We start from the raw sequence: 22,568 nt of genomic DNA on the forward strand, positions 1-22,568 counted from the left end.
GGAAGCGGCGGCCGCAGTAGAGCTGTCGTCGCTCGCTGTGGTGTCGGAAGCGGTGGTCGCAGTAGAGCTGTCGTCGCTCGTGGTGGTGTCGGAAGCGGCGGCCGCAGCGGCGCTGTCGTCGCTGATGGTGGCGTCGGCAGGGACAGTTGCGGTAGAGCTGTCATCGATGACGTCGGAAGCGACGGTCCCAGTTGTGCTGAGATTGTGCTCCCGGAAAACAGCCTGCAGTTCCGGCGAGCTCTCAAGTGCGACGTCGCCTTCCTGCGAACCCCAGGCATAGGCAAAGTCGAATTCGGGCGACGGAACCAGTTCGTCCCAGTGGTCCATCATCGTCTGCAGCTGATCCGCGGTCGGCATGACATATTTGCCGCCCGTGTTGGTCGTCCAATTGCCGCCGCCAAAGGTCTGATGGACCGGAACGATCTGGCTGACCGGGATGCCCGACTCCACCGCAGCAGCCACGGTTCTGTCGATCATGTCATAGTCGACCGTGTCTGTTCCGGTGCGCACCGGATAAGCGCTTATTCCAAACAGATCGATATGCGTGTTTTCATAGTTGTAGGTGTTGGAAAAATCCGGGTTTTCGGCAGACCCCATGTCCATCGCGGTGATGAAGGTCTTGGCGTCTGGCATGCGAGCGTGGATCCAGTCGGATTCGGCTTTCAGATCCTCAGCGTCTACCTGGGTGTGGTATTGGCCGGTGGGATCCGGCTCGTCGACGAGAAAAAACCCATACACCTTCGGATTGCCAAGGAAGGGGGTGACCTTGTCGATAAAGGACTGGGTCACGCCCTCGCCCTCGTTGAGCCAGACCATAGCCTTCGTGCCATCCGGCAGCTCATTGACCTGGTCGATGTATTGAACGTCGACCAGATTGAAACCGGCGCTTGCGACTTCTGTGGCGGACCCACCTGCTGCGAAATGAAGTGCCATCAATAATCCTTTTTTCTTAGCGCCCCGCGGTGCCTGCCTACTCGACGGCGTATATTAGCTTCAAATCACATACCCACACCCCTCTGATAGATTCGTTGATCACCAGCAGGATCGCCTCACGGAAGCAGAATTTTACTTAGGATCACCACGATATTTCCAAGTAAAATCTATTTTATTATGGTATACATAACCACGGGCATTCAGATAAATTGTCCTGTTTTTTCAAAATGGTCTTTTACATTGCTTATATTTGATCCGTCTTCGACAGTGATGTCCTGTCGAGGATTTTGCCTTTCAAAAAAATTATAGATGGCGCCGAAGCCGGTATTTCGCGAAGATGCCTTGGCGGTGCTGACCCGCTGAAGTGGCGCCACAGAAGTCGGATTTTAACTGCCGGCAACTAGAGTCCATGAATACAACGGCAGCCAGAATAGCTTTTCTGTACAATATACACTTACCTGCGGGCAAATCTGACTGCGTTAAGCTAGGTGCTGAGCCAAGCCATGTTCTCTGGCGTCGCAACCCAATTTTCTGTGGACACAGTGGGCAGGTGCTCGCTCATAACGATGTCATCCGCCAACGACATTGCCGATATCGGAGATGATCGAGCTAGGTTACCTGCTGGTCGCAGGCAGATTCTACCAGGGGCGGAAGTGACTGAGATGCTGTTCAACCAGCGTACAGGGGCACCGGCCCGCGATCGGGACGATGCTCAGGCTGGCAAAGTCACCGACCGACCCAGACTGAGGTGACAACGGACGGTTATCGGAAGCGCAGTCCTTGATTGCCCCGCCCGCCAGCGAATGTGCCCGCAAAATTTTTCTCAAGTTCGACGTGCAAACGATCCCGCCACACCCCTCATTGCGCAGAAGGATATGCGCGTCGAGGAGGCCCGCCATACGGCCTCGGTAGCACACCCTGTGCAGGTCTTTGGCTTGGATTGCCTCGCCAAGTCGGAGACTTAGCTGCCTGATGCTCGCAAGGCCTTGATCCAAATGCGGTTTGCGTCATGCAAACAGACGAGGACAGTAGGCAAGCCTGCCCGTACCGTGACTTGGCATCCATACACGCAGAAGAAGCGAAACCAAGATCATGAAGGCAGAGTCAAAAGCCCGCCACTTCCCGCGATTCGGGGACGGCACATGGTCGGGAGAGACAGGATGAACCCGCATCTCGTGTGTGTGGGAGGCGAGGATCACGCCTTAAGAATTCCGTTCTTAATGTCGCTTCGCGAAAGGGGTTTTCGGGTCACCGCAGTCTCGAGTGGCGGTGAAACCGCGTTTTCGCGGCATGGCATTCCGCATCACCGCTATGGTTTCGACCGATTTGCCAGCGGCGGCAGCGGGGAGTGGGGCGCCATTCGAACGATTCGAAAATTAATGTCGGAACTGCGACCGGATGTTGTCCAAAGTTTCGACACCAAACCGAACCTACTGACGCCACTTGCGGTGCGCGGGAAGGCCCCAGTCATCCGCACGATCAATGGTCTGGGCTGGACATTCTCGTCGCAGGAGCCACGGGCTCTGGCCCTGCGTCCAATCTTTTGCGGACTGCAATGGCTTTCGTCCTTCTGGACGGCTGCGACGGTCTTCCAAAATCGGGACGATCAGGCTTTCTTCGAGCGCTATCGACTGATCCGACGCGGCAGCGGACGGCTGATCCGCAGTTCAGGAATCGACATCGATGCGTTCGCCATGGCAAGGCATCTTGCCCCGTCCGCGATGAAAATGCGCGAAGAGCTTGGGCTCCAATCCGCTGAAGTCGTAATTTTTGTCGGCCGGCTGACCCGCCAGAAGGGTATCCCGACACTCCTCAAAGCAGTCCCGCACATCCTGTCCAAAAGGCCCAATGCGCGTTTCGTGCTTGTCGGCCCATGGGAATCCGAAGGGCCATTTGCCGTCGACAAATCGGACATCGATCGATATGCCCCCCATGTCATCGCCTTAGGCCCACGACGCGATGTTCCAGCCCTTCTTGGCATAGCCGATCTGTTCGCCTTTCCAACACAATATCGGGAAGGGATTCCGCGCGTCCTGCTCGAGGCCGGACTGGCGGGATTGCCTATCGTCGCCTCAAGGATGCCTGGCTGCAATGACGTGGTTGAAGACGGATGGAACGGCTATCTCGTCCCACCGCACGATGCCGATGGCCTTGCGGCTCGAATAGTAGACATCCTGTCCGACCGCGATCACGGAAAGATCATGGGCGGTCGTTCCGTCGAACTCGTCCGGGAGCAGTTCGCGCTGCCGTGGGTAGTCGACCAATATTGCGATCTTTACAAAAACGTCCTTAGCGCCGAATCCAATGGCGGTCTTGCTCGACCGGCGCCATCGATCGTGCTGGAAGAGGATGCCGCAAGCCGCGGATTGGGTGGAGCGCGCCGATGATCCGGAACGCGTTGCTGGCCGGCGGTATTGCGATGGGCTATGCGGTGCAGCTCAGTGTTCCCGGTCTGCCCTTCGGATATACCGAATTGTTGCTAGCGCTCTGGATCATGCTGTCGATCGGGCGAGTAGTCATCGGTGGTCGGTTGGAGGCCACGCCGGCCCTATTCCGTCTCGCGACCTTCTGGCTGATCATGACGTTCACCCTGGCGGTCGGTGCGATTGTCGGCTTGCTGACCACGGCGGTCCTGGACCTCTCGGCGCCGATTCACGACATAATGGCCTACATGCTGTTGGCCAGCGTCACCTGTCTGGCCGCCGCGGAGCCCGACGCCGATCGCCAACTGCGCCGCACTGCCTGGTGGGCGATCGGGATAGTGAGTGCATGCTTTGTCTTTCAGCTGGCGCTTGGGTGGGGTTGGATCCACCAGCCCGGCGTCAATCCCTGGTTCTGGGATCGCTTCACCGGCTGGTCCGAGAATCCGAACCAAATTGCTATTTATTGCGCAATCTTTGGTCCGCTGGCTTTGCATCTTGCTACGACCACAAGCAGTCCATGGGGGAGGGTGATCGGGTTCAGCAGCCTTGTTCTGACCGTCTATGTCGGTAGGCTGACAAAAAGTGATGCCTATCTTCTTACAGGCGTCCTGACCTGCCTGATATTTCTAGGACTGCGGGTTCGGACATGGCTCACGACCGGTGACAAGGGCAGCGTTTCCCGGCAAGTCGCCGTCCTCCTGATGGTCGGCTTCCTCCCCCTGGCGATGTCGATGACGCCCTACGTTCTCAGGGACATAAGCAGCATTGAAAATTTCGCCAAGAGCCTCAGCAAGGGGAGGGGCGGCGAGGATACCGCCGAAACCGCTACACTTCGCGTCAGGCTCTGGGGTAATGCAGTCTACAAGGGCGTGACGTCAGCGTCTCTTGGCCTTGGTCCTGGCCCGCATGTGGACCGCCCCTCGGTCGAATATCGGCAGTTTCTGCCCGAACCTTTCGAGGCTCACAACACGATCCTCGATCTGTACACGCAAGGTGGTCTGATCGCGGTCCTGGCCCTGCTTTGGATCGTCGGCTCGGCGGCCATGTCAGCATGGCGTGCGAAGCTCGATGCCCTTTTTGCGCTGGTGGTGGCGATCATGATTTACGGGTTTCCGCACCTGATCATCCGCCACCCGATCGTTTGGTTTGCGCTGACCCTCTGCCTTGTTGCCGGAACGCCGCGAGCAGTGTGGGCTACTTCTAGTGAAACTTCCAGGGACTTGGGGTGACGGGATGTGTGGGGTTGCCGGAATCCTTCTTGCACCCGATGCGGCCAGTGCGAAGCCGCTGAGGGCAATAGCGCAAATGACGAAAGTTCTTCGTCACCGTGGGCCTGATGGCGACGGCTTCTGGACAGATCGTGAAGCCGGCGTTGCCTTCGGCCACAGGCGTTTGGCCATCGTCGACTTGTCAGAGGCGGGACACCAGCCGATGCATTCGGCGACTGGCCGATATATCATCACCTTTAACGGCGAAATATACAATTTCCAGGATCTGCGCCGCGAACTTGAAGGCGCGGGCCATTGTTTCCGCGGCACCAGCGATACCGAAGTCATGCTGTGCGCGATCGAGAATTGGGGACTCGACACCGCACTCAAGCGCTTTGCCGGCATGTTCGCGTTCGGATTGTGGGACCGGAGGACGAGGAGCCTTCATCTCGCCCGCGACCGAATGGGCAAAAAACCGCTCTACGTTGCTTCAACACGCGTCGCACTGGTTTTTGCCTCCGAGTTAAAGGCAATCAACCGTTTTCCAGATTTCCGTCAGGAGATCGATCTCGATGCGGCGGCGGCGATGCTGTCGAGGGGATGGGTACCGGACAACAGGTGCATCTGGCAAGGCGTCTTCAAGCTGCCACCCGGCTCGGTTCTGTCCCTGACGGCCGCAGATTTCGCCCACGCACGCAGTGCGGGGTCCCTTTCGAACCGCATCCGACAATGGTGGTCGCTGGCCGAGGTTGCCGAGAAAGGTCGGCAGGAACCAATCGCCGGCACCGATCAAGAACTGACAAATGAACTCGACAAGCTGCTGAGACTTGCCGTTCGGCAACGCATGGTCGCCGATGTGCCGCTGGGCGGCTTTCTATCTGGCGGCGTCGACAGCTCCGCTGTTGTAGCCCTGATGCAGGCTCAATCCTCAAAACCGGTGCGCACGTTCACGATCGCATTTGGAGAAGGCGGGTTTGATGAGGCACCCCACGCCGCTGAGGTCGCCCGGCATCTGGGCACCGACCATACCGAACTTCACCTTTCGCCCGCCTCCGCGCGCGATATCATCTCAGAACTGCCGCAGACCTGGGACGAGCCGTTTGCAGACGAATCGCAGATACCAACTCTGCTCGTGGCGCGGCTGGCTCGCCAGCACGTTACGGTGGCTCTGTCGGGCGACGGTGGCGACGAATGCTTCGCCGGTTACGCTCGCCACCTCATGGCGGCCCGAGCAAAACGACAGCATGAGCTGCCGTTGCCGCTGCGTCAGACGCTTGCGACAGCTGTTGGATTGCTGGCCCGTGCAGCCCGTCACGAACTCGTCAGCAAGCTGCCGCTTTCAGCGCATGCGCGGCATGCGCTGCGCAGCGACCGGCTGGATCGCCTGGCTCGGCTGCTCGCCGCGGCAGATGAGGATGAGCTGTATGAGCGGCTTAGGGGATCATCGACCGAGAACCTCACCCATCACAGGCCGCCCATATCGATCAATGGTGCGCCGCAGCTGGATGGTCTGCTGTCACGTCTCCTGTACGAGGACATGGTCGGCTATCTGCCTGGCGACATACTGGTGAAGCTGGACCGCGCCAGCATGGCTAACAGCCTTGAGGGCCGATGCCCGCTTCTCGATCATCGGGTTGTCGACTTCGCCTGGCGGCTGCCGGCGGACGTAATGGTTCGCCGCGGCAGGGGCAAGTGGATACTTCGTCAGTTGCTGCATCGCTATGTTCCGGAGCGGCTGATCGACCGGCCAAAACATGGCTTCGACGTCCCTATAGCAGTCTGGCTCAGAGGGCCGCTGCGTATCTGGGCCAGCGATCTGCTCGCCGATATGCGCCTGTCCGGGGACGGGATCTTCGACTTTGCAAAGGTGCAGACGTGCTGGCGAGATCACTTGGATGGAAGGCAGGATCATTCTCGTGATTTGTGGGCGGCGTTGATGTTCCAGGCCTGGCGCGACGAGGCCCGTCGGCCACCGGCGCCCGCAACGGACCTGTATCGTGTACTCGAACCGGCAGGAGTATAAAATGGAAGGTTCCATAATCAGCCGCAAGCAACTTCCGCGCGCCACTGAGATGCACGTAACCGCGCACGAGACCAAGCCGCGCATGAGGCGGCCGCTGCGCGAGCAGATGGACGCGCAGAGTTCAGTCCATCAACTCCTCATTACCATCACGAGGAGAAAACGGTTCCTGCTCGCCATGGTGGTTCTGGGCGGTGTTTTGGCCGGGCTTGCGGGTTTTGCTGTCCCTGTCCGGTTCGAGGCGAGTACGCAAGTTATTCTCGATGCTCCAAGCAGGAATGGGCCCGCCGGCGCGGTACCTGCTCCGGAGATGCTGGATGCCAGCATTGACGACAATATAACCATGCTCTTGTCGCAAGGAAATCTGCGTCGCGTGATGGCAGAGCTGCGCAAGACGGAGTTCGGCGGCACCGCCGAACAAGGTGATGCCGGAACTGGAAGTGCTCGTCCCGACCCTGCTCGCGGCGGCCGGCCGATTTTGCGCTCATTAGTAGACGGCCTGCTGGCCGGAATTTGGCCGCAGGGCAAGCCGGAAGCTGCGGATGCGGCTGAACTAAAGGCATTGCGAAAGGGCATGAGGGTTGGGCAGGAACTGCGATCGAGAGTCATCAGCATAGGCTTTACCGATCCCGATCCAGCGCGAGCCGCTATGGTGGCTAATACGTTCGCCCGATTGTATATCGACGATCTCGCGAAGAGACGCCAGGCAGCGGATAGACTGGAACTCACCTCGATAGTCGCGGCTCTGCCGGGCGTACAACGCGATCTGGCAGCAGCGACCGATCGTCTGGAAAAGTATCGGCTGAGCCATGGTGCAGTCGACCAAGGTGCTGCGGACAACGCCGCCAAGGAGACAGCTGAACTCAGCCAGCAGATTTCCTTGTCGAAAGCGGATCTCTCCGCCACGGAATCTCGCCTTCAACATATTCAGGAGCTGCGAAAGGAGGGGGCATCGGTCGCCTCGCTGGCTCAAGCTATCCGATCACCGGCGCTGGCCGACCTGGCGGCTCGCCAGGCCAATGACACGGCAGATAAAAATTTGAGCGATGCGATCAACCGCGAGATCGAACAAGAGACCGCTCGTCTCGCTGCCGAGGCCAGCATCTACCGGGCCCAGATTGCAGCTCTGGAAAGTCGCAAGAATGTGCTCGACGCGGTTGTGGCCGATACGGCCGGCCGGCTGTCCGGGCTGCGTGCACTCGAGCCGCAGGTAAGTATCTTGACGGAACGATACAACCAGCTTCTGACCCAACAACAGGACTTGATACGGCGCATCGCAACGCCCTCGGCCGGAGTGTCGGTCCTTTCGGCGGCATGGCCGCCGACGGTTCCTAAGACCCTGTCGCCGATTTTCCTTATTCCACCTGGTATGGTTGTGTTTGGGCTTCTTGGCGGGGTCTTCGTTGTCGTTCGCAACCGCCTCGATCAGACTTTGCGGGGCGAGGCCGAAGCTGAGGCAGCGCTCGGGGTTCCGTGCTTGGGGCTGATACCACAAGCGGCCACAATGCACGCCAAACGGCTGAAGCAGCTGGTTTTAGGCCAGCAGAGGTCCAGATACAGCCGCGCCGTGACATCCCTGCTTGTCACCGCAGCACCCAAGCAAGCGAGGGATCGCTCGTCGCACATCATTCTCGTAACGTCCAGCGTCCAGGATGATGGCAAGACCGAGCTTGCATGGAGCCTTGCCTTGGCAGCCACCCGACTGGGGGGGCGAGTGCTTTTCCTCGATCTTGACCGCACGGGCGCCCGCCTCACGAACGAATTCCTGGATGAATTCACGGCGCTCAAGCCACACAACTTTTTCGGGGACTATGTGAGTGAACGGTGTGCCTTGCACGATGCAATCGCGGGAATACCTGAAATCGGAATCGACTTCATGGCTCTCGCACCGTCGGAGGATCTGCTGGCATTGCTGTCCACGGTCGACAGCTCCCTGTTCACGGATGAGCTGCACTCGATCTACAGCGTCGTCATCATAAATGGACCGCTGGGACTTGGAGGGCCGGAGGCCGGGCTTCTGACGGGCTGGGCTGATGCGGTTCTTTTCGCCATTCGCTGGGGCAGGACGCGACGCAGCATCGCACGCGGTGTTTTGGAAACGCTTGCTAGCGATGCGTCAGATTCTGCCCCTGTGGGGAGCGTTCTCACGCAGGTTAATCTCAAGAAGCACGCCGGCTACCAGTTCGGGGACAGCGCTGATCTTTTGCTCGAGGAAACATCATGAGCGTCACAAGCGGACTTCGAAGCAACGATGATTGCGGAAATCGCGCAGGTATCGCCACGAACGGATTGGACCCATGATCATTGAACTCTTCGGACCGCCTGGATCCGGCAAGAGAACCTTTGCTCACGCCCTTGCCCGGCGACTGCGGGAGGAAGGGTACCACGCCAAGGTTGCCCCCAGTCACCGCCCTCGCGAGAGGGGATCGAGTGTCGATCTTGGAATCTTTCTGGCTATTTTCAGGATCGTGTCGGCAATATTTTCAACATTAAAAATCCTGCTTTCGCCGAGAGGCAGGATCAAGGATCTTTCAACGTCGCTTTCCATGATAAGAGTGATGCCGCCAAAAAAAAGGATATGGCGGGCCCGGCTCTGGCAGCACATATTGAAGCTTTCGCGCCGCTGGGATGAGGCGAAGCAATCCAGAGAAGTAGTCATATTCGATCAGGGCTACGTCCAGGCGATTGCGTCGCTGGCAATGTTCAATGGATCCGCAGACAGGGTCGCGCTGGCAAAGGCGCTCAGTCTCGCGCCCGCAGCTGATTTCACACTCAGAGTTGTTGCGCCACGCGCGATCGTTGAGACGCGCTTGCAGCAACGGATGGAGCATGAAGCGCCTGCGGAGCGAATTTTCGAAGCAGATTTTGACACAAACATGCGCACGTTTGGGATATTTCAAAGCATAAATGATATTCTCGTCGGGGCCGACCGAAAAATCATTCCGATCCAAACTCTAAACGATCAGTCCTCTTTAGAAGGCATTCAGTGTGTCGAGCGGAGGATAATCTCGAAAATTTTGCAAGCCGGAGGTCGACCTGCGGCCAAAGGCAGCCAAGGCCATAAGATACTCGAGGTTGACCAAAGCGACGTCGACGATTGTGATGTGAAGGCCGCACGAACTTCTGCGGCCTCTCTTGCTGCGGCGGATGTAATTTTGTCTCACCAGGAAGACATGGGTCGGACTCTCGGCTACGCTAGCATCTTCGCCCTTTTGATCTATATCGGTGGCGCGGGGTTGACCAGCTTGGCGCAGTTGTTGATTGCCCGCCTCGTCGGTTCCACCAGCTATGGCATCTATTCCTATGTCCTGGCCTGGACCACCCTGCTTGGCTATCTTGCAATGCTTGGTTTCAATGTCTCCCTACTGCGCTTCGTGTCCGCCTACCGGGCAGAGGGGCGACTTGACCTGGCACACGGTGTCGTCAGGTTTGCTCTGCAAAGATCGCTGGCGGCGGCGACACTGTTCGGCATGATCGGCGCCGCTCTGATCTTTTTCTTTTCAGATCCTTCTCACAAGGAACTTGAAATCAGCCAACTCCTTGGCATGGCAGCCGTGCCTTTGTTCACCGCCTCGGCCTTGGGTGCAGCACTTGTTCGTGCCTTCGGCGGTGGTGTCTCAGCCCTTTTGCCAGAACGCATCGTACGCGACGGCCTGTTGGTGATGTTGCTGGGAGTCGCGGCCCTTTCCGGATCATGGACCCTCGACGCCCCCCTGGTGATGCAAGCGGTGCTGGCAAGTTCGGGCATCACAGTCGGACTGGTGTTCATCATGGCGACAAGGTTTCAGCCGCCTGGCTTGCGGCACACTCAACCCAGCGACGCGTCGCAAGAGTGGTGGGCGGCGGTTCCACCAATCATGCTCATGGCCGGGCTCGATGTTTTCATCGGTCGGGCAGGGGTTATGGTGCTGGGCTGGTCAGGTCATATTCGAGACGCAGGAATCTTCGCCTTGGGACTGAATGTCGCGTTGCTTGTGAGTCTTGCCCTCGTCGCCGTCGGCGTGATGTTTTCGCCAGCAGCGGCTGCCCTTCATACCCGAGGCGATCGGAAGGGCCTGCAGCAGTTATTTTCGCGAGCCGCCATACTTTCCTCTGTCGGCGCCATAGCGATGGCCCTCCCGCTGGTTGTGATTGTTAAACCTCTCATGAGCTGGTTCGGTGAGGATTTCAGCACAGGAGCACCCATCGCGCGGGTACTGATGCTCGGATATGTCTTTGTCGCGCTATGCGGACCCCAGCTGAATCTCTTGACCATGACCGGAAACGAATGGGCAGCAGCAGCAGCCATGATCGTTGGCGCAATCGCCGGCATCATAGGCTGTGCGGCAGGAATCGAGCTTTACGGTCCGCTGGGTGCTGCAGTGGGCCTGACGCTTGCATTGGCCGTTTGGAACCTGGCGATGGCGATCTATATCAGAAAACGACTGAAGATCATGCCTGCGCTGATTTTTGCGCTAACGTCGTTCAGAACAGGCGCAGGCGACAGCCGGCACCGGTATCGGTTCTTGCGCTGACCTGAGGTTGTCGGAGCTGGATTCCAAATTCGCTCCATTGGGCCGCGCCAACACTGGGCCGCTCCAAAATTGATTTTGCGGATATCAGATCACACTGACGGCGCCGCCCGACAGGTGCGCGGCCGACACCTCGGGCTCTCAGACCCGCATGAACGCTTGTGCTGGCTGCAGCATCCGTCCCATGAAAGTGTCGACCATTGCGCTCCGTCCTCGATCGCTGTCGCGGGGGGCGGAGCCGACAACATTGTGAAGGTCGCTGACGCCGGCGCGAGTGCCCAGAACGTCGCCGGGGCGGCAAAGGTACATCGCTGGCCAGCCGTCTCGATGATTTAAACAGCCAGCTTGATCTCTTCTGGCCGGTTACTGCCGATATTGCAGCCGCGATGCGGCGCGATGGTGCTCGGAAAACGGTATAGTCGGGCTCGACGAGGCGTAAACGAGGTGATCAATGCCGAAGTGCCGGCAGCCCTCAAGCACATTGAGAAACGCCACGATGTACGACTGCACATAGGCTGCGGCTCAGGGACGGAGTAACGCACGCCGGCCCTGAGCGGTGAGATGCACGGCTGAAAGTCTGACAACAGCAGCTGAAGGCGCCGAGTCCGCCAGATCCATTCGCAGCGGGGTGAACCCCGGCTCGGCACAGAGGCGTGCAAAACCCGCTTCGTTAGAGTTGGATCATAAAAGGGGTGTGATTGTCGACGCTCACGACCTCGATTCCGTCCGCCCAAGCCGCAAGGCCACGTGATAGCAATGAAGCCTGCGGCCCCGGTGACGAGGATCGAACCCGCCCGGGCTAGTTCGTCTGATCGCGATCAAACGGATTCCATCTTCAGCGCGCGGAAAGAGCAGACTGGTTGTGTGGATCATTGTCCAACCGGTGGTCCCCGCCTAGACGTTGTACGCCGGCGCATCGAAGCCAGCCGTGGTTGGGCAACCTATGTTGGAACAGCTCCAAATTCCGGCCGCCTGAATCCTGGTGGATGCTGACGCCCGGCGCCTGGGCATGATCCCGAGAAGCGCAAACCGGTTGTCAGGAAAGATCATGGTAAAATAATAAGTTAGGGCTCCATCCCGATTCTCTCGGGATGGAACATGCCCCTAGGCGGCGGCCCTTATGGCAACACCGAAATGCGCCCCAGAAGAGCCACCAGTTCCGCCTGACGTCTAGTTTCGGTCTTGGCGAATAGCGAGGCAAGCTGGGAGCGGATCGTGGTGCGGCTGAGGCGCCAACTGCGGGCGATCTCCAACGGCGCATCGCCCTGAGCTAAGCGCAGCGCAAGGTGCGTTTCCGCGCTCGTCAAGCCAAACATCCTTTGCAGTGTCTGAGGATTTGGCCCCGACCTGTTCTCACGATCGAGCAATGCCACAATGCTCGTTCCGTCAGGAGCGATAAGGCCGTTCTCTTTCAGTATCACCGGCCTGTCGCTTCTGCTGCGGATCACCACCCAAGACAGTGAACCCGGCAGGAAATGGGCCGGAACATTTGCGATCAGCCGCCTTAGGGCTATCGAAAGCTCACCGGCTGTATCAGCCGCTTCGCCCTGGCGCTCCAGTGTGGTTTGGGCAGCTGCGTTCCATTCGATTACTTTTCTTTCGCGGTTCAGTACGAGATATCCACAGCCGATGCGATCGAGCATGCCAGTGATGGATTCCAGGCTGCGCTTCTTTGGTTCGTCGCCCTCTGCGTCCGGCCGATCTGATGCTCGAGTTGAAGGATAAGCATACGAGGGCCGCGTCATCTGCGTGCCGGCGTTATACTTGGTCCCTATTGTAATGTATCGTTTGCCCGCAACGACATCGCTGTGTCTATCGATCAGAGTCATTTTTCAACCTCCCCAAGTTTCACAGCCCGAAAATAAGTTGTTCGGGATTTACAAGCAGTCTTGTATGCATAGGGCTCGCAAAAACGGGCCCTATTACGTTGAAACTCGATATATTCTGAGGAGTTCTGACCAAGTCATGCCTCCCCCCGTCGGTTAAAATGCGCGCTGTGATAGTGGTATGGCAATCCGGCAGTCGGACTAGGTTGTACGTTTTTTGCTCTAGTCTCGACGGCCTAGTCAAATGGTTGTAGTCTACGCCTATGAACTCGCAGTTGCGCAGGCCGGATTCGAACCCATCGGGCAGGCTGCTAACTCATGTGGCCTCCGCATTGGTACTGGCTGCTACACTGATATTTGAAACAAAAGCGTCAGCATATATTGGGGAAGGTTCGAGTTTTCTGGAATTTATTCCAGCTATTATAATTATTTCCTATCTTGAAGACCGTGGGCCTGCGCTTGCGGCGACAATCCTGATGGTGGCCGCCGGCCTGTGGGCACGAAGCACCCTGCATGGTCAGATCTCCGGCGAAGATTGGGCGCGCGCCATTCTGCTTGTGGTTTCGGGCGGGGTGATTGCCATGACGTTCCATCGGCTGCGGCAGGACTTGCGTGAGCTGCTGGAAGTAGCGGAAGCCAGACTCGCTGCCGTCGAAGCAACCGAAAACCGCTACCGTTGGGCTTTCGAACGCGCCGCCATGGGTTTCGCAAACACCAACGAGAGAGGTGAGCTTCTGCAATCCAACAGACGCCTCAGTGAGATGACTGGCTACGAGGAGGAGGAGCTTGCCCAATTGCGGCTCGAGACACTCGTTCATCCGGACGACCGTGATGCCTTGGTGCAGTTGCTGGCGGGCCTGGGTAACGACTCTGCTTCGTTCGCTTCGGAGGTGCGTCTGTTAAAAAAGAACGGTTCGGCATTCTGGGCGCGGCTAACCCTGTCTTCATCCGTGCCCGACGGGGTTCTCTCAGAGAGCATCTTCGTGGTGGTCGACGATATCTCGGAACGACGAGCCGTACACGAAGCGCTTCGGGCTCAGAAGGAGTGGCTGGATCTCGCTTTGTCTGCCGGACGCCTGGCCACGTGGCGGATCGACCTTAAAGACGGGATCGTCACCGGCTCCGGCACGTTCTGGGACATTCTCGGCCTGCCCCCGGCCGCTAGCCGCCGTTTGGACGAACTGTCAGCCGTCATTCATCCGGCGGACTGGCCAAAGCTGGTAGCATCGAGAAAGCTCGCATCAGTCACGAATTACGACGTCGAGATTCGCGTCCGACGACCGGACGGACATATCCGCTGGGTTGCCCTGCGCGGAAGGGAAGAGAAATACGATGATCGTCTACAGCGGCTCGGCGTGGCTGCCGACCTGACCGAGCGACGACAAACCACGCTGCTACGCGCCGCGGCAAAGAAGCGGGAGCGCATTATGCTCGAACAACGCCACAGGTTCAGCAACCTATTCCCTGTGATCACGGCGCTGGTGAACATGGTCGATGTTCCCGAGAACAATGTCGCCAGGTACAAGGAGACGCTCGTCGACCGAATTCGTGCGCTCGAAGCAACGCATCTGCTGCTTTCACGCAACGGCAATGCGTCGGGGATGCTCCACGATCTCGTTGTCCAGGAGTTGCAGCCGTATATGGGAACACGCGACATATCGGTCAGCGGTCCTTCCGTTGTGATTTCAGGCGGCGCCGCCGAAAGCTTCGCGATGATTGTTCACGAGCTTGCGACCAATTCCTTGAAACATGGAGCGCTTGGCGATTCAAAAGGCCGGATCGAGGTAAATTGGACGTTCGCGTCTGAAGACGCAAGTAGTGACATCGTGTTCGAGTGGGTGGAATCGGGGCGACGGCGGACTTCAAAAGTTGTCCGTCATGGTTTCGGTTCCATGATACTCGGAGTGGATGGGGCGCCGCTTGTCGGTTACTCGCCCAAGTTGGAAATGTCGGATCACGGGCTGCGATATTCGCTGCGGCTGTCGCGCAAGGAAATCGGCCCATAACGCATTGGCGCAAAAAATCGGCCTCGTTTCTAGAAGCCATAATGCGTAGATTCAAGTTTTAGAGCGTCCCTTGCGCGCCCAACAGGACGCGGCGCTCTAATTGATATCCCTGGTTAGCCAAGTCTTCAGCATAACGGCAGCTTCTGTCCGATTCCGTACCCCAAGCTCACGCAGAACCGCAGCGGCATGAATTTTCGTCGTCGCTTCGGCGATTTCCAGATCGCGCGCAATTTCCTTATTCGAATACCCTTCCGCCATCAGCTTGAGGACCTCCTTTTGCCTCGAGGTCAGCCTGCCAAGATTGCCAGTGGTGGTACGTCGATGTGGGATATGCTCGGACGGAGTAGGTACGTGAGTTGCTTGTGCGGCTCCGGGGCGCGACAGAAGTGCAGGAACGTAGATGCGGCCCGAAAGGATTTCGTTGACGGCCATGACCACCTCCTCGTCTCTTTGCGACTTTACGATATAGCCGTGAAGGCCGATCGACAGAGCCGTGAGTATCTCCGAGCGGGAATCATTCCCGGAAACGATCGCAAAGCGTGTATCCGGATAAGCCGACAGTATGCCGCTGAGCACTTCCTGATTGAACAATCCCGGCATGTTCAGGTCCAGGATCGCAAGATCAACTGACGCCTGTTCCGCAAGCAGACTGAGTACGGCATCGAAACACGACGCCTCAAATATTTCCACACCTGGAATGCCTGCGGTCAGTGCCAATCGCAAGCCACGACGATACAAGCCGTGATCGTCGGCGATGACGATTCGATACATTGAACTACCCCAACGAATCCTGGAATGATTGAACGGCGATGGCCTTAAAGTCGTGGCCGACCACTCGTCGATTCATCCAGTCAACACCTGCGATGCCCCAACACCGCAAGCGTCAGATTGCTAATATAATCCTAAATAACGGGAAACGCTCCTCTTATTTTTGAATTTCGCGAACGGAGCCGGCTGACCTGTCGAACATTCGTTCTCAGCCTCCAAGACCCGTGTCCCAACAGCTCGCTTCGATGCCGATACCGCGCAATCGCCGGGTTGTCCTGGGTCGTTCCGGCGATTGGTGGATACTAGGCTCATTGTAAGCACTCATTCGGGTTTTGTCGGTCTTGTGGCCCCAAGCTGATCGGCCAAGAACTGATCGCTGAACCGCGCTCCGAGCCTGCCTCTGCGAGAGGCGCCAGCCTTCGTCGATCGGCACGGTTATTGAATACCAGAATGTCTGAATCGCTACCATTCGAATGCACGACGACATCCCCCCCAACGGCCACATACCATCTAGCTACAATGTCCGGATCAGGGCCGGCGGGAAACCTCACCGGTCCTTTAAGAGAACAAGAACGGGCTTTCCGGATGCTGTGGCGTAACGATGGCGTTCAGGTCGAGTGAACATGGGAGGACCAGATGAAAGCAGTGATTCAATGTGGTGGAATGGGGACACGCCTTCGCCCCTTCACGTCGGTCTTGCCGAAACCGCTCATGCCGATCGGTGCTCGACCGGTTCTTGAGATGCTTCTGAAATGGCTGCGACGCAATGGCATCCAAGAGGTCTACATCACAACCGGGTATCTCGGCCACTTGATCCGCACCGTATGCGGAGATGGCTCGCAGTGGAACCTGAAAATTCGATACACGCAAGAAATGGAGCCGCTCGGCACCATCGGACCGCTCTCATTGATCAGAGATGAGCTGACAGAACCATTCATAGTCCTCAACGGCGATGTCCTTACCGATCTAAGCCTCAGTCGATTTGTGGCAGCGCACCGCAGGCACACCGATCCGGTGACAATCGCGACAGCTTGCCGCCTGATCAAAATGGACTTCGGCGTCATAGACGAAGTCGACAACACCGTGCAGATCTTTCGCGAGAAGCCGACGCTCTCGCACCTGGTCAGCATGGGAATCTACTGCATGAATCCAGACGTTCTGCAGTTTATTCCATCTGGCATTCCCTTCGGGTTTGACGATCTGATGCTGCAGATGATGCAGAACGGTACAACTGTCCACGTGTACAAGCATGATGGCCTCTGGCTCGATATTGGGCGCGTCGACGATTTCCAGAATGCACAAGCCATTTCCTGGGAAGACCAGTCGGCCTCGATCGAGGTCACTGCCACGGCCGCATGACGACATCGCCAAGCCGATCCCACAGTCCAACAGTCTAGGAGGTTATGATGCTCTTGGTCAGTGCCCCAATTTTGGGTGTGCCGGAGAAGGCAGCTTTGTCCAAGGTCATCGATAGCGGCTGGTTGACCATGGGAGAGCAGGTGAAAGCCTTTGAAGAGGCTTTTGCCCACATGCATGGTGCAGAGGATTGCGTCGCGGTCAATTCTTGTACTGCAGCGCTTCATCTCATTCTACATGCACTCGGTATCGGACCAGGCGACGAAGTGCTGGTCCCGTCAATGACCTTCGTGGCGACCGCAAACGCGGTTCTCTACGTCGGTGCCACTCCGGTCTTTGTCGATATCGAGTCGGCCGACGTGCCGCTGATGTCGATCGTGGAAGCTGAAGCGCGATGCACTGCGCGCACCAAGGCGGTCATTCTCGTGCATTTTGCCGGCTATCTCGCCAATCGGGAAGAATGGCAGAAGTTCGCTCGTGCCCGAGGGCTGCAGATCATCGAGGATGCCGCGCATGCGCCCGGCCTGAAGGAGGTAGGTACATTTGGTGCCGCGGCCGCCTTCAGCTTCTATGGCAACAAGAATATGACCACGGCGGAAGGTGGGGCCGTGATTGCCCGAGATCCCAAGCTGCTTGAGACAATCCGCCAGGCCCGTGGGCACGGCATGACCACGGGGACACATCAGAGGCTGAACAGTCGCACGCCGCAATACGATGTCACCATGCTCGGATTCAACTATCGCATGGATGAATTGCGCGCTGCAATCGGACTGGTCCAGCTGCAGAATTTGCAGGAGTGGAACGAGATCAGGCGTATTCTGGTCATGCTGTATCGACGTCTGATCGCAAAACATTGTCCGGCCGTGACAGTTCCGTTCCACGAGCCGCGGACGTCCGCCTATCATATCATGCCCATCCTTTTGCCGCGTTACGCTGACAGGCAAGACGTCATCGATGAATTGCGCAGGCAAGGAATACAAACCACCATCCACTATCCGCCGGTGCACCAGATGACGCTTTATCGCGAGCTTTTCCCCGGCACATATTTGCCGCGGACAGAGGACTTTGCCCAGCGTGAGCTCACTGTGCCACTGCATCCCCAGATCACCGCGCCTGTCGTCGAATCAGTGGCGGCCGCTCTTGCCGCTGCAGTCCACAGTTGCGCCCAAGCAGGAACAGCAGCATGAATGCCTTGGATTTATCCATCCATCGATCTGTTGTCTCAAGCGCCGCCCATGGGTTTGCGAGACGAGCAATTGATCTCGTAATCGCTACAGCAGCCGCCATAGTCTTCGCTCCGCTGATGCTGGTGATCGCCCTGGCGCTCTTACTGGAAGGAGGCCGGCCCATCTTCTTTACGCAGACCCGCGTGGGTGCCGGTGGGCGGCCGTTCCGCATGTATAAGTTTCGCAAATTCGCGGTGCGATGCGATCCCGGCGGCTTGGCGCTGACCATGGCCGGCGACAGCCGCATGACGAGAATAGGTCGGTTCCTCGCCCTCACCAAGTTCGACGAGCTCCCGCAATTGTGGAATGTCTTCAGAGGCGAGATGGCAATTGTCGGGCCGCGGCCGGAGAGCCTTGTCTTTGCCGATTGTTTCCGCGGTGGCTTTGAGGCCGTTCTACAATACAAGCCGGGCTTGTTGGGTCCGGCCCAGGTTCTCTTCCGGCATGAGGCCAAATTCTATCCGCGATCCGCGGATCCGGTACTGTTCTACCGCGAGGTTCTGTTTCCTGCCAAGGCCAGGATCGACCTCTCCTACTATCCGCAGCGGACGATCGCCGCTGACATCATCTGGATGATGCGCGGCTTTCTGGCGGTTCTCGGCTTGGTCTCGCGGCCGCCGGTCGGCCTGGTCTCGCCGCCACCAATCGGCATGTGAGAAATGCTTGGCATGGCCAGGCTCTGGTGAACTCGCAAGTCAGCGCTTCACGTCATAGGGGGAGGAACGCTTAGTCATGAACTACAGGGGTAGGAAAGTTCTGGTTACGGGTGCCGATGGGTTCATCGGGTCGCATCTCACCGAAGCGCTCGTCCGTAGTGGGGCGGATGTCACGGCGCTCGCCCTCTACAATTCCTTCGACAGTCATGGTTGGCTGGATGATTTGCCGGACACCATTCGAAACCAGTTGAACCTCGTCCGCGGCGACGTTCGCGACAGCGCGTTCCTGAGCCGGATCATGCGTGGCCAGGCCGTTGTGTTTCATCTCGCCGCACTCATTGCGATTCCATACTCATACGCGGCCGCTCAATCCTATGTGGAGACCAACATCCTGGGCACAGTGAATGTCCTCGAAGCGGCGCGACAATGGGAGACAGAGCGTGTGGTGCACACCTCGACCAGCGAGGTCTATGGCACTGCACAGACCATGCCTATCCGCGAATCCCATCCGCTGCAGGGCCAGTCACCCTATTCGGCATCCAAGATCGGCGCGGACATGATGGCAGAGTCCTACGCCAGGTCGTTCGACGTCCCCGTCGTGATTATGCGACCGTTCAATACCTACGGCCCACGTCAGAGTGAGCGGGCCATCGTGCCGACCATCATTAGGCAGGCTCTCGACAAAAACTGCCCGGCGATCATGGTCGGGGACACAAGTCCGGTCCGCGACCTTACTTTTGTGGAAGACACTGCGGCGGCGTTCCTGACCGCAGGTTCGGCCGAGCTCGAATTCGGCCATGCCTACAATGCCGGAAGCCAGCGCGCTGTGACGGTCTCGGACGTATTGGATCTGGTGCTCGAGTTGAGCGGCTCCAAAAAACCGGTTCACCGCGACGAACGCCGTCTGCGGCCGCAGAATTCCGAAGTCCGTGCCTTGCTGGCCGATTCTTCGCAACTCGAGACGAAGACCGGATGGCGGGCGCAGACCAGCCTGCGGGAAGGATTGGAGCGAACCATCGGATGGTGGCAGGCGCGCCTCAGCGAAGGCCGCGTACGCCGCGAAATGGGTTATATGACATGACCTTCTACCAGCGTGCATCGGCTCTGCTGTTGATTGCCGTTGCCATGTCGTTGGGTCTGCCCGCGGCAGGAAGCCGGGAAAGCAGCGAGCAGACACAATTTGTCGCGCCGGTGATGATGGATCTGCCCGACTATCTGCGCCCAGTGACGGATCCGGCGTTTGGAACAATCTTTATGCGCATTACCAAGCCGGGAGTGCTTGGCAATGGGGTCGCATGCGGGAACAAATATTGCAGCCACCGTTATTCGAGTGCCCAAGCCTGGAATTCAGACCAGAGCCTTCTCGTCATTACCAACGGCTGTAGCGGCGGCATGTGCTTTTTCGACGGGCACACATATGCTCCGCTGTTCCGCCGCGCTCGATCGACTGAATGCGAATGGCACCCTCAAAACGCCGATCTGATGATCTGCGTTCAGGGTCGGCAAGTGTCAACCTGGGCGCCACGGACCAATCGCGAAGATGTCCTGTTTGTTTCGACTGAGTATCACGATTTCCATTTCGGGCCGGGCAAGGGCAATCCAAGCCGTGACGGTGACCGCATAGCCGTGCGTGCAGTGCGTAAGAATGGGGATGCGGTGGTCTTTGCTTACGATCTCAAGCAACGGCGGAAATTCCCGGACATCGATCTTGAGCATATTGGCGGAACCAACGGCACCTGCTCGATTTCTCCGCTCGGAACCAACATTCTATGCCTTCAGGAGATAACAAGCGGCATCGAACAGGGCTTCATTTTTAGTGTCGAGGGCACTTTGCTCCAGAGGTGGATGGAACATCACCGGCCCGGGCATGGCGATATGACAGTCGATGACGACGGCAGCGAAGTCTATGTCGGTATCAGCAAGTCCGATCCGGACAAGTATCAGGTGATCAAGCGAAGGCTGTCCGACGGCAAGGTCACCCCACTTATGAAATACGGCGAAGCCATGCATGCATCCCTGCGTGCGCTGGATAGGCCTGGTTGGGTGTTCCTGACCTATGGCGGCGATCCGGATGAGATATCGGCTCACCCGGACTGGGCGCCATATGCACAGGAAGTGATCGCGCTGCGCATCGATGGCAGCGGGGACGTCCGACGCATCGCACAAACGAGAAGCACTCAGTTAGACTATCGAAGCGAGAGTCATGCCTCACCATCCCCTGACGGCTCGCAGGTAATCTGGTCGAGCAACTGGGGCGTGCCCGGCGGGCCAGTCTACGACTTCGTCTCCCGTGTCGATTGGCCGGAAGAGTCGACGTTGAACCGGAAGGAGATTGTCACCAATGGTCTTCACTAATCGTATCCTTCTTGCCGCGCTTGGTATGCTGGCTGTCGTGGGTATGGCCGCCGCAGCGGAGACGCGGGTCGCGTATCGAATTTCCGCCGGCGATACCGTCGAGATAGGAATTGCCTCCATCCCGGAACGAACGCAACGTGTCATGGTTCAAATGGACGGCACGATCGCGCTTCCCGAAGTCGGCATGGTTTCGGTCGGCGGCCTCACTCCGGCCGAATTGCAGACACGCATGGAGACGATCTTGACTACCAAGATATTTCACCAGCGTTTGCCCGATGGGCGGGAGCAAATGATCGTCGTCAAGCCGAGCGACGTCACCGCCGTGATCGCAGAGTATCGCCCGATCTACGTGACCGGCGACGTGCTCACTCCCGGACAGCAGGCTTACCGACCGCTCATGACCGTACGGCAGGCGATCGCCGTGTCTGGCGGTTTCAGCCTTCTGCGGGCAAGGGCAAACCAGGTTGGCCCAGATCCGGTGGATCTGCGGCGCGACTATGAATCGGCCTGGGGGGAGTACACCAGAGACTATTTTCATAGCGCCCGCCTGCGCGCCGAACTTCAGAACCAGGCGAATTTCGACATGAAGCCACCACAAGGGTCACCCTTGTCGGCCGCTTTCGTGTCGGCAATCGCCCAGGCTGAAGCAGAAGGGCTCAAGATTTCCCTGGACAACTTCCAGCAGGAGCAAAGCTACCTTGAACAAAGTGCCAAGGCTGCTTCGGCACAGATCGAGGTCCTGCTCAAGCGCGAGAAGGCCGAAGCCGAGGCAGTGAAAGCGGACGAGGACGACCTGGCACGAATAACGAAAGTGCATAAAGCAGGCAATCTGACCAACGACAGACTCGCCGATGTCCGGCGCGGTGTGATTCTCTCTTCCAGCCGGGCGCTCGAAACGTCGGTTGAGCTCATGAGAACACGACGCCAGCAGGATGATTTTCTCAGGCAACGCGAGCGCAATGACAACCTGAGAAGGATGGCTCTATTGACTGAGCTGAAGGACACCAACGTGCGTCTTGCCGACATCACCGCAAGACTTCGCGCCGCCAGCCAGAAGTTGCAGCCTACCGGGGCGTCCGCCCAGCCACTGCCAGTTGCCGGCGAAACCATCCAGGCTCAGGTCACGATCATTCGCAAGATGGGTGAGGAATGGCGCAAACAGCCGGCCGGAGAAGACACCGAGGTATCACCGGGTGACACGATAGAGGTAAGGTTCAGCAACGGTCTCGAGACCGCCGCGGTCCGATAGACTGCTGTACCTTGCTCTGTCGCGATTGCCG

Annotated in this window: 15 protein-coding genes; 12 read left to right on the forward strand and 3 right to left on the reverse strand. The window is 58.2% G+C overall.

The features are described from left to right. Positions 1 to 933: calcium-binding protein (locus tag EOA85_RS05715; protein ID WP_206523247.1), on the reverse strand; the 933-nt coding region annotated here is incomplete at its 3' end. A gap of 1,160 nt (positions 934 to 2,093) precedes the next feature. Here EOA85_RS05715 and EOA85_RS05720 point away from each other — a divergent pair. The 5 genes from EOA85_RS05720 (at position 2,094) to EOA85_RS05740 (ending at position 11,098) form a co-directional block, all read left to right on the forward strand. Further along, positions 2,094 to 3,320 carry a glycosyltransferase family 4 protein gene (locus tag EOA85_RS05720; RefSeq protein ID WP_127208681.1) on the forward strand — a complete coding sequence of 409 codons (1,227 nt, stop codon included), beginning with the start codon at positions 2,094 to 2,096 and terminating at the stop codon, positions 3,318 to 3,320. Further along, entirely contained in the window at positions 3,317 to 4,585 is a 1,269-nt protein-coding gene (locus EOA85_RS05725; protein ID WP_127208682.1) for a polymerase, read from the forward strand. The genes EOA85_RS05720 and EOA85_RS05725 overlap by 4 nt, the downstream gene beginning before the upstream one ends. A gap of 4 nt (positions 4,586 to 4,589) precedes the next feature. Continuing rightward, positions 4,590 to 6,587: an asparagine synthase (glutamine-hydrolyzing) gene (gene asnB / locus EOA85_RS05730; RefSeq protein WP_127208690.1), complete on the forward strand. Its 1,998-nt coding sequence runs from the start codon at positions 4,590 to 4,592 to the stop codon at positions 6,585 to 6,587. Position 6,588: 1 nt separating this feature from the next. After that, positions 6,589 to 8,808 carry an exopolysaccharide transport family protein gene (locus EOA85_RS05735; RefSeq protein ID WP_127208683.1) on the forward strand — a complete coding sequence of 740 codons (2,220 nt, stop codon included), beginning with the start codon at positions 6,589 to 6,591 and terminating at the stop codon, positions 8,806 to 8,808. A 73-nt stretch (positions 8,809 to 8,881) separates the two neighbouring features. Beyond that, positions 8,882 to 11,098, forward strand: a complete 2,217-nt coding sequence (locus tag EOA85_RS05740; RefSeq protein WP_127208684.1) for an oligosaccharide flippase family protein — start codon at positions 8,882 to 8,884, stop codon at positions 11,096 to 11,098. Positions 11,099 to 12,213: 1,115 nt separating this feature from the next. Here EOA85_RS05740 and EOA85_RS05745 read toward each other — a convergent pair. Next, positions 12,214 to 12,924, reverse strand: coding sequence for a helix-turn-helix transcriptional regulator (locus EOA85_RS05745; RefSeq protein WP_065009412.1), 711 nt, complete (start codon positions 12,922 to 12,924; stop codon positions 12,214 to 12,216). A gap of 317 nt (positions 12,925 to 13,241) precedes the next feature. On the opposite strand from EOA85_RS05745, the gene EOA85_RS05750 reads away from it, so the two are divergent. Then, entirely contained in the window at positions 13,242 to 14,927 is a 1,686-nt protein-coding gene (locus tag EOA85_RS05750) for a PAS domain S-box protein (RefSeq protein ID WP_348627882.1), read from the forward strand. Between the two features lie 96 nt (positions 14,928 to 15,023). On the opposite strand, the gene EOA85_RS05755 is transcribed toward EOA85_RS05750, so the two are convergent. Beyond that, positions 15,024 to 15,698, reverse strand: coding sequence for a response regulator transcription factor (locus tag EOA85_RS05755; RefSeq protein WP_127208686.1), 675 nt, complete (start codon positions 15,696 to 15,698; stop codon positions 15,024 to 15,026). 633 nt (positions 15,699 to 16,331) lie between these two features. Between EOA85_RS05755 and EOA85_RS05760 the strand changes: the two genes are divergently transcribed. The 6 genes from EOA85_RS05760 (at position 16,332) to EOA85_RS05785 (ending at position 22,537) form a co-directional block, all read left to right on the forward strand. After that, entirely contained in the window at positions 16,332 to 17,054 is a 723-nt protein-coding gene (locus EOA85_RS05760) for an NDP-sugar synthase (RefSeq protein WP_065009409.1), read from the forward strand. Positions 17,055 to 17,101: 47 nt separating this feature from the next. Then, the gene (locus tag EOA85_RS05765; protein WP_127208691.1) at positions 17,102 to 18,238 is read left to right on the forward strand and encodes a DegT/DnrJ/EryC1/StrS family aminotransferase; all 1,137 of its coding nucleotides are present in this window, start codon (positions 17,102 to 17,104) and stop codon (positions 18,236 to 18,238) included. After that, on the forward strand, positions 18,235 to 18,933 hold the full coding sequence (locus tag EOA85_RS05770) for a sugar transferase (protein ID WP_127208687.1): 699 nt from the start codon (positions 18,235 to 18,237) through the stop codon (positions 18,931 to 18,933). Before EOA85_RS05765 ends, EOA85_RS05770 begins: the two co-directional genes overlap by 4 nt. A 76-nt stretch (positions 18,934 to 19,009) precedes the next feature. Further along, positions 19,010 to 20,014, forward strand: coding sequence for an SDR family NAD(P)-dependent oxidoreductase (locus EOA85_RS05775; protein ID WP_065009407.1), 1,005 nt, complete (start codon positions 19,010 to 19,012; stop codon positions 20,012 to 20,014). Then, the gene (locus EOA85_RS05780; protein WP_127208688.1) at positions 20,011 to 21,288 is read left to right on the forward strand and encodes a hypothetical protein; all 1,278 of its coding nucleotides are present in this window, start codon (positions 20,011 to 20,013) and stop codon (positions 21,286 to 21,288) included. Before EOA85_RS05775 ends, EOA85_RS05780 begins: the two co-directional genes overlap by 4 nt. Next, positions 21,275 to 22,537, forward strand: a complete 1,263-nt coding sequence (locus EOA85_RS05785; RefSeq protein ID WP_127208689.1) for a polysaccharide biosynthesis/export family protein — start codon at positions 21,275 to 21,277, stop codon at positions 22,535 to 22,537. The genes EOA85_RS05780 and EOA85_RS05785 overlap by 14 nt, the downstream gene beginning before the upstream one ends. The last annotated feature ends 31 nt before the right edge of the window (positions 22,538 to 22,568 follow it).

This window comes from Mesorhizobium sp. M5C.F.Ca.IN.020.29.1.1 (assembly GCF_003997375.1).
GTDB classification, from domain to species: domain Bacteria; phylum Pseudomonadota; class Alphaproteobacteria; order Rhizobiales; family Rhizobiaceae; genus Mesorhizobium; species Mesorhizobium wenxiniae.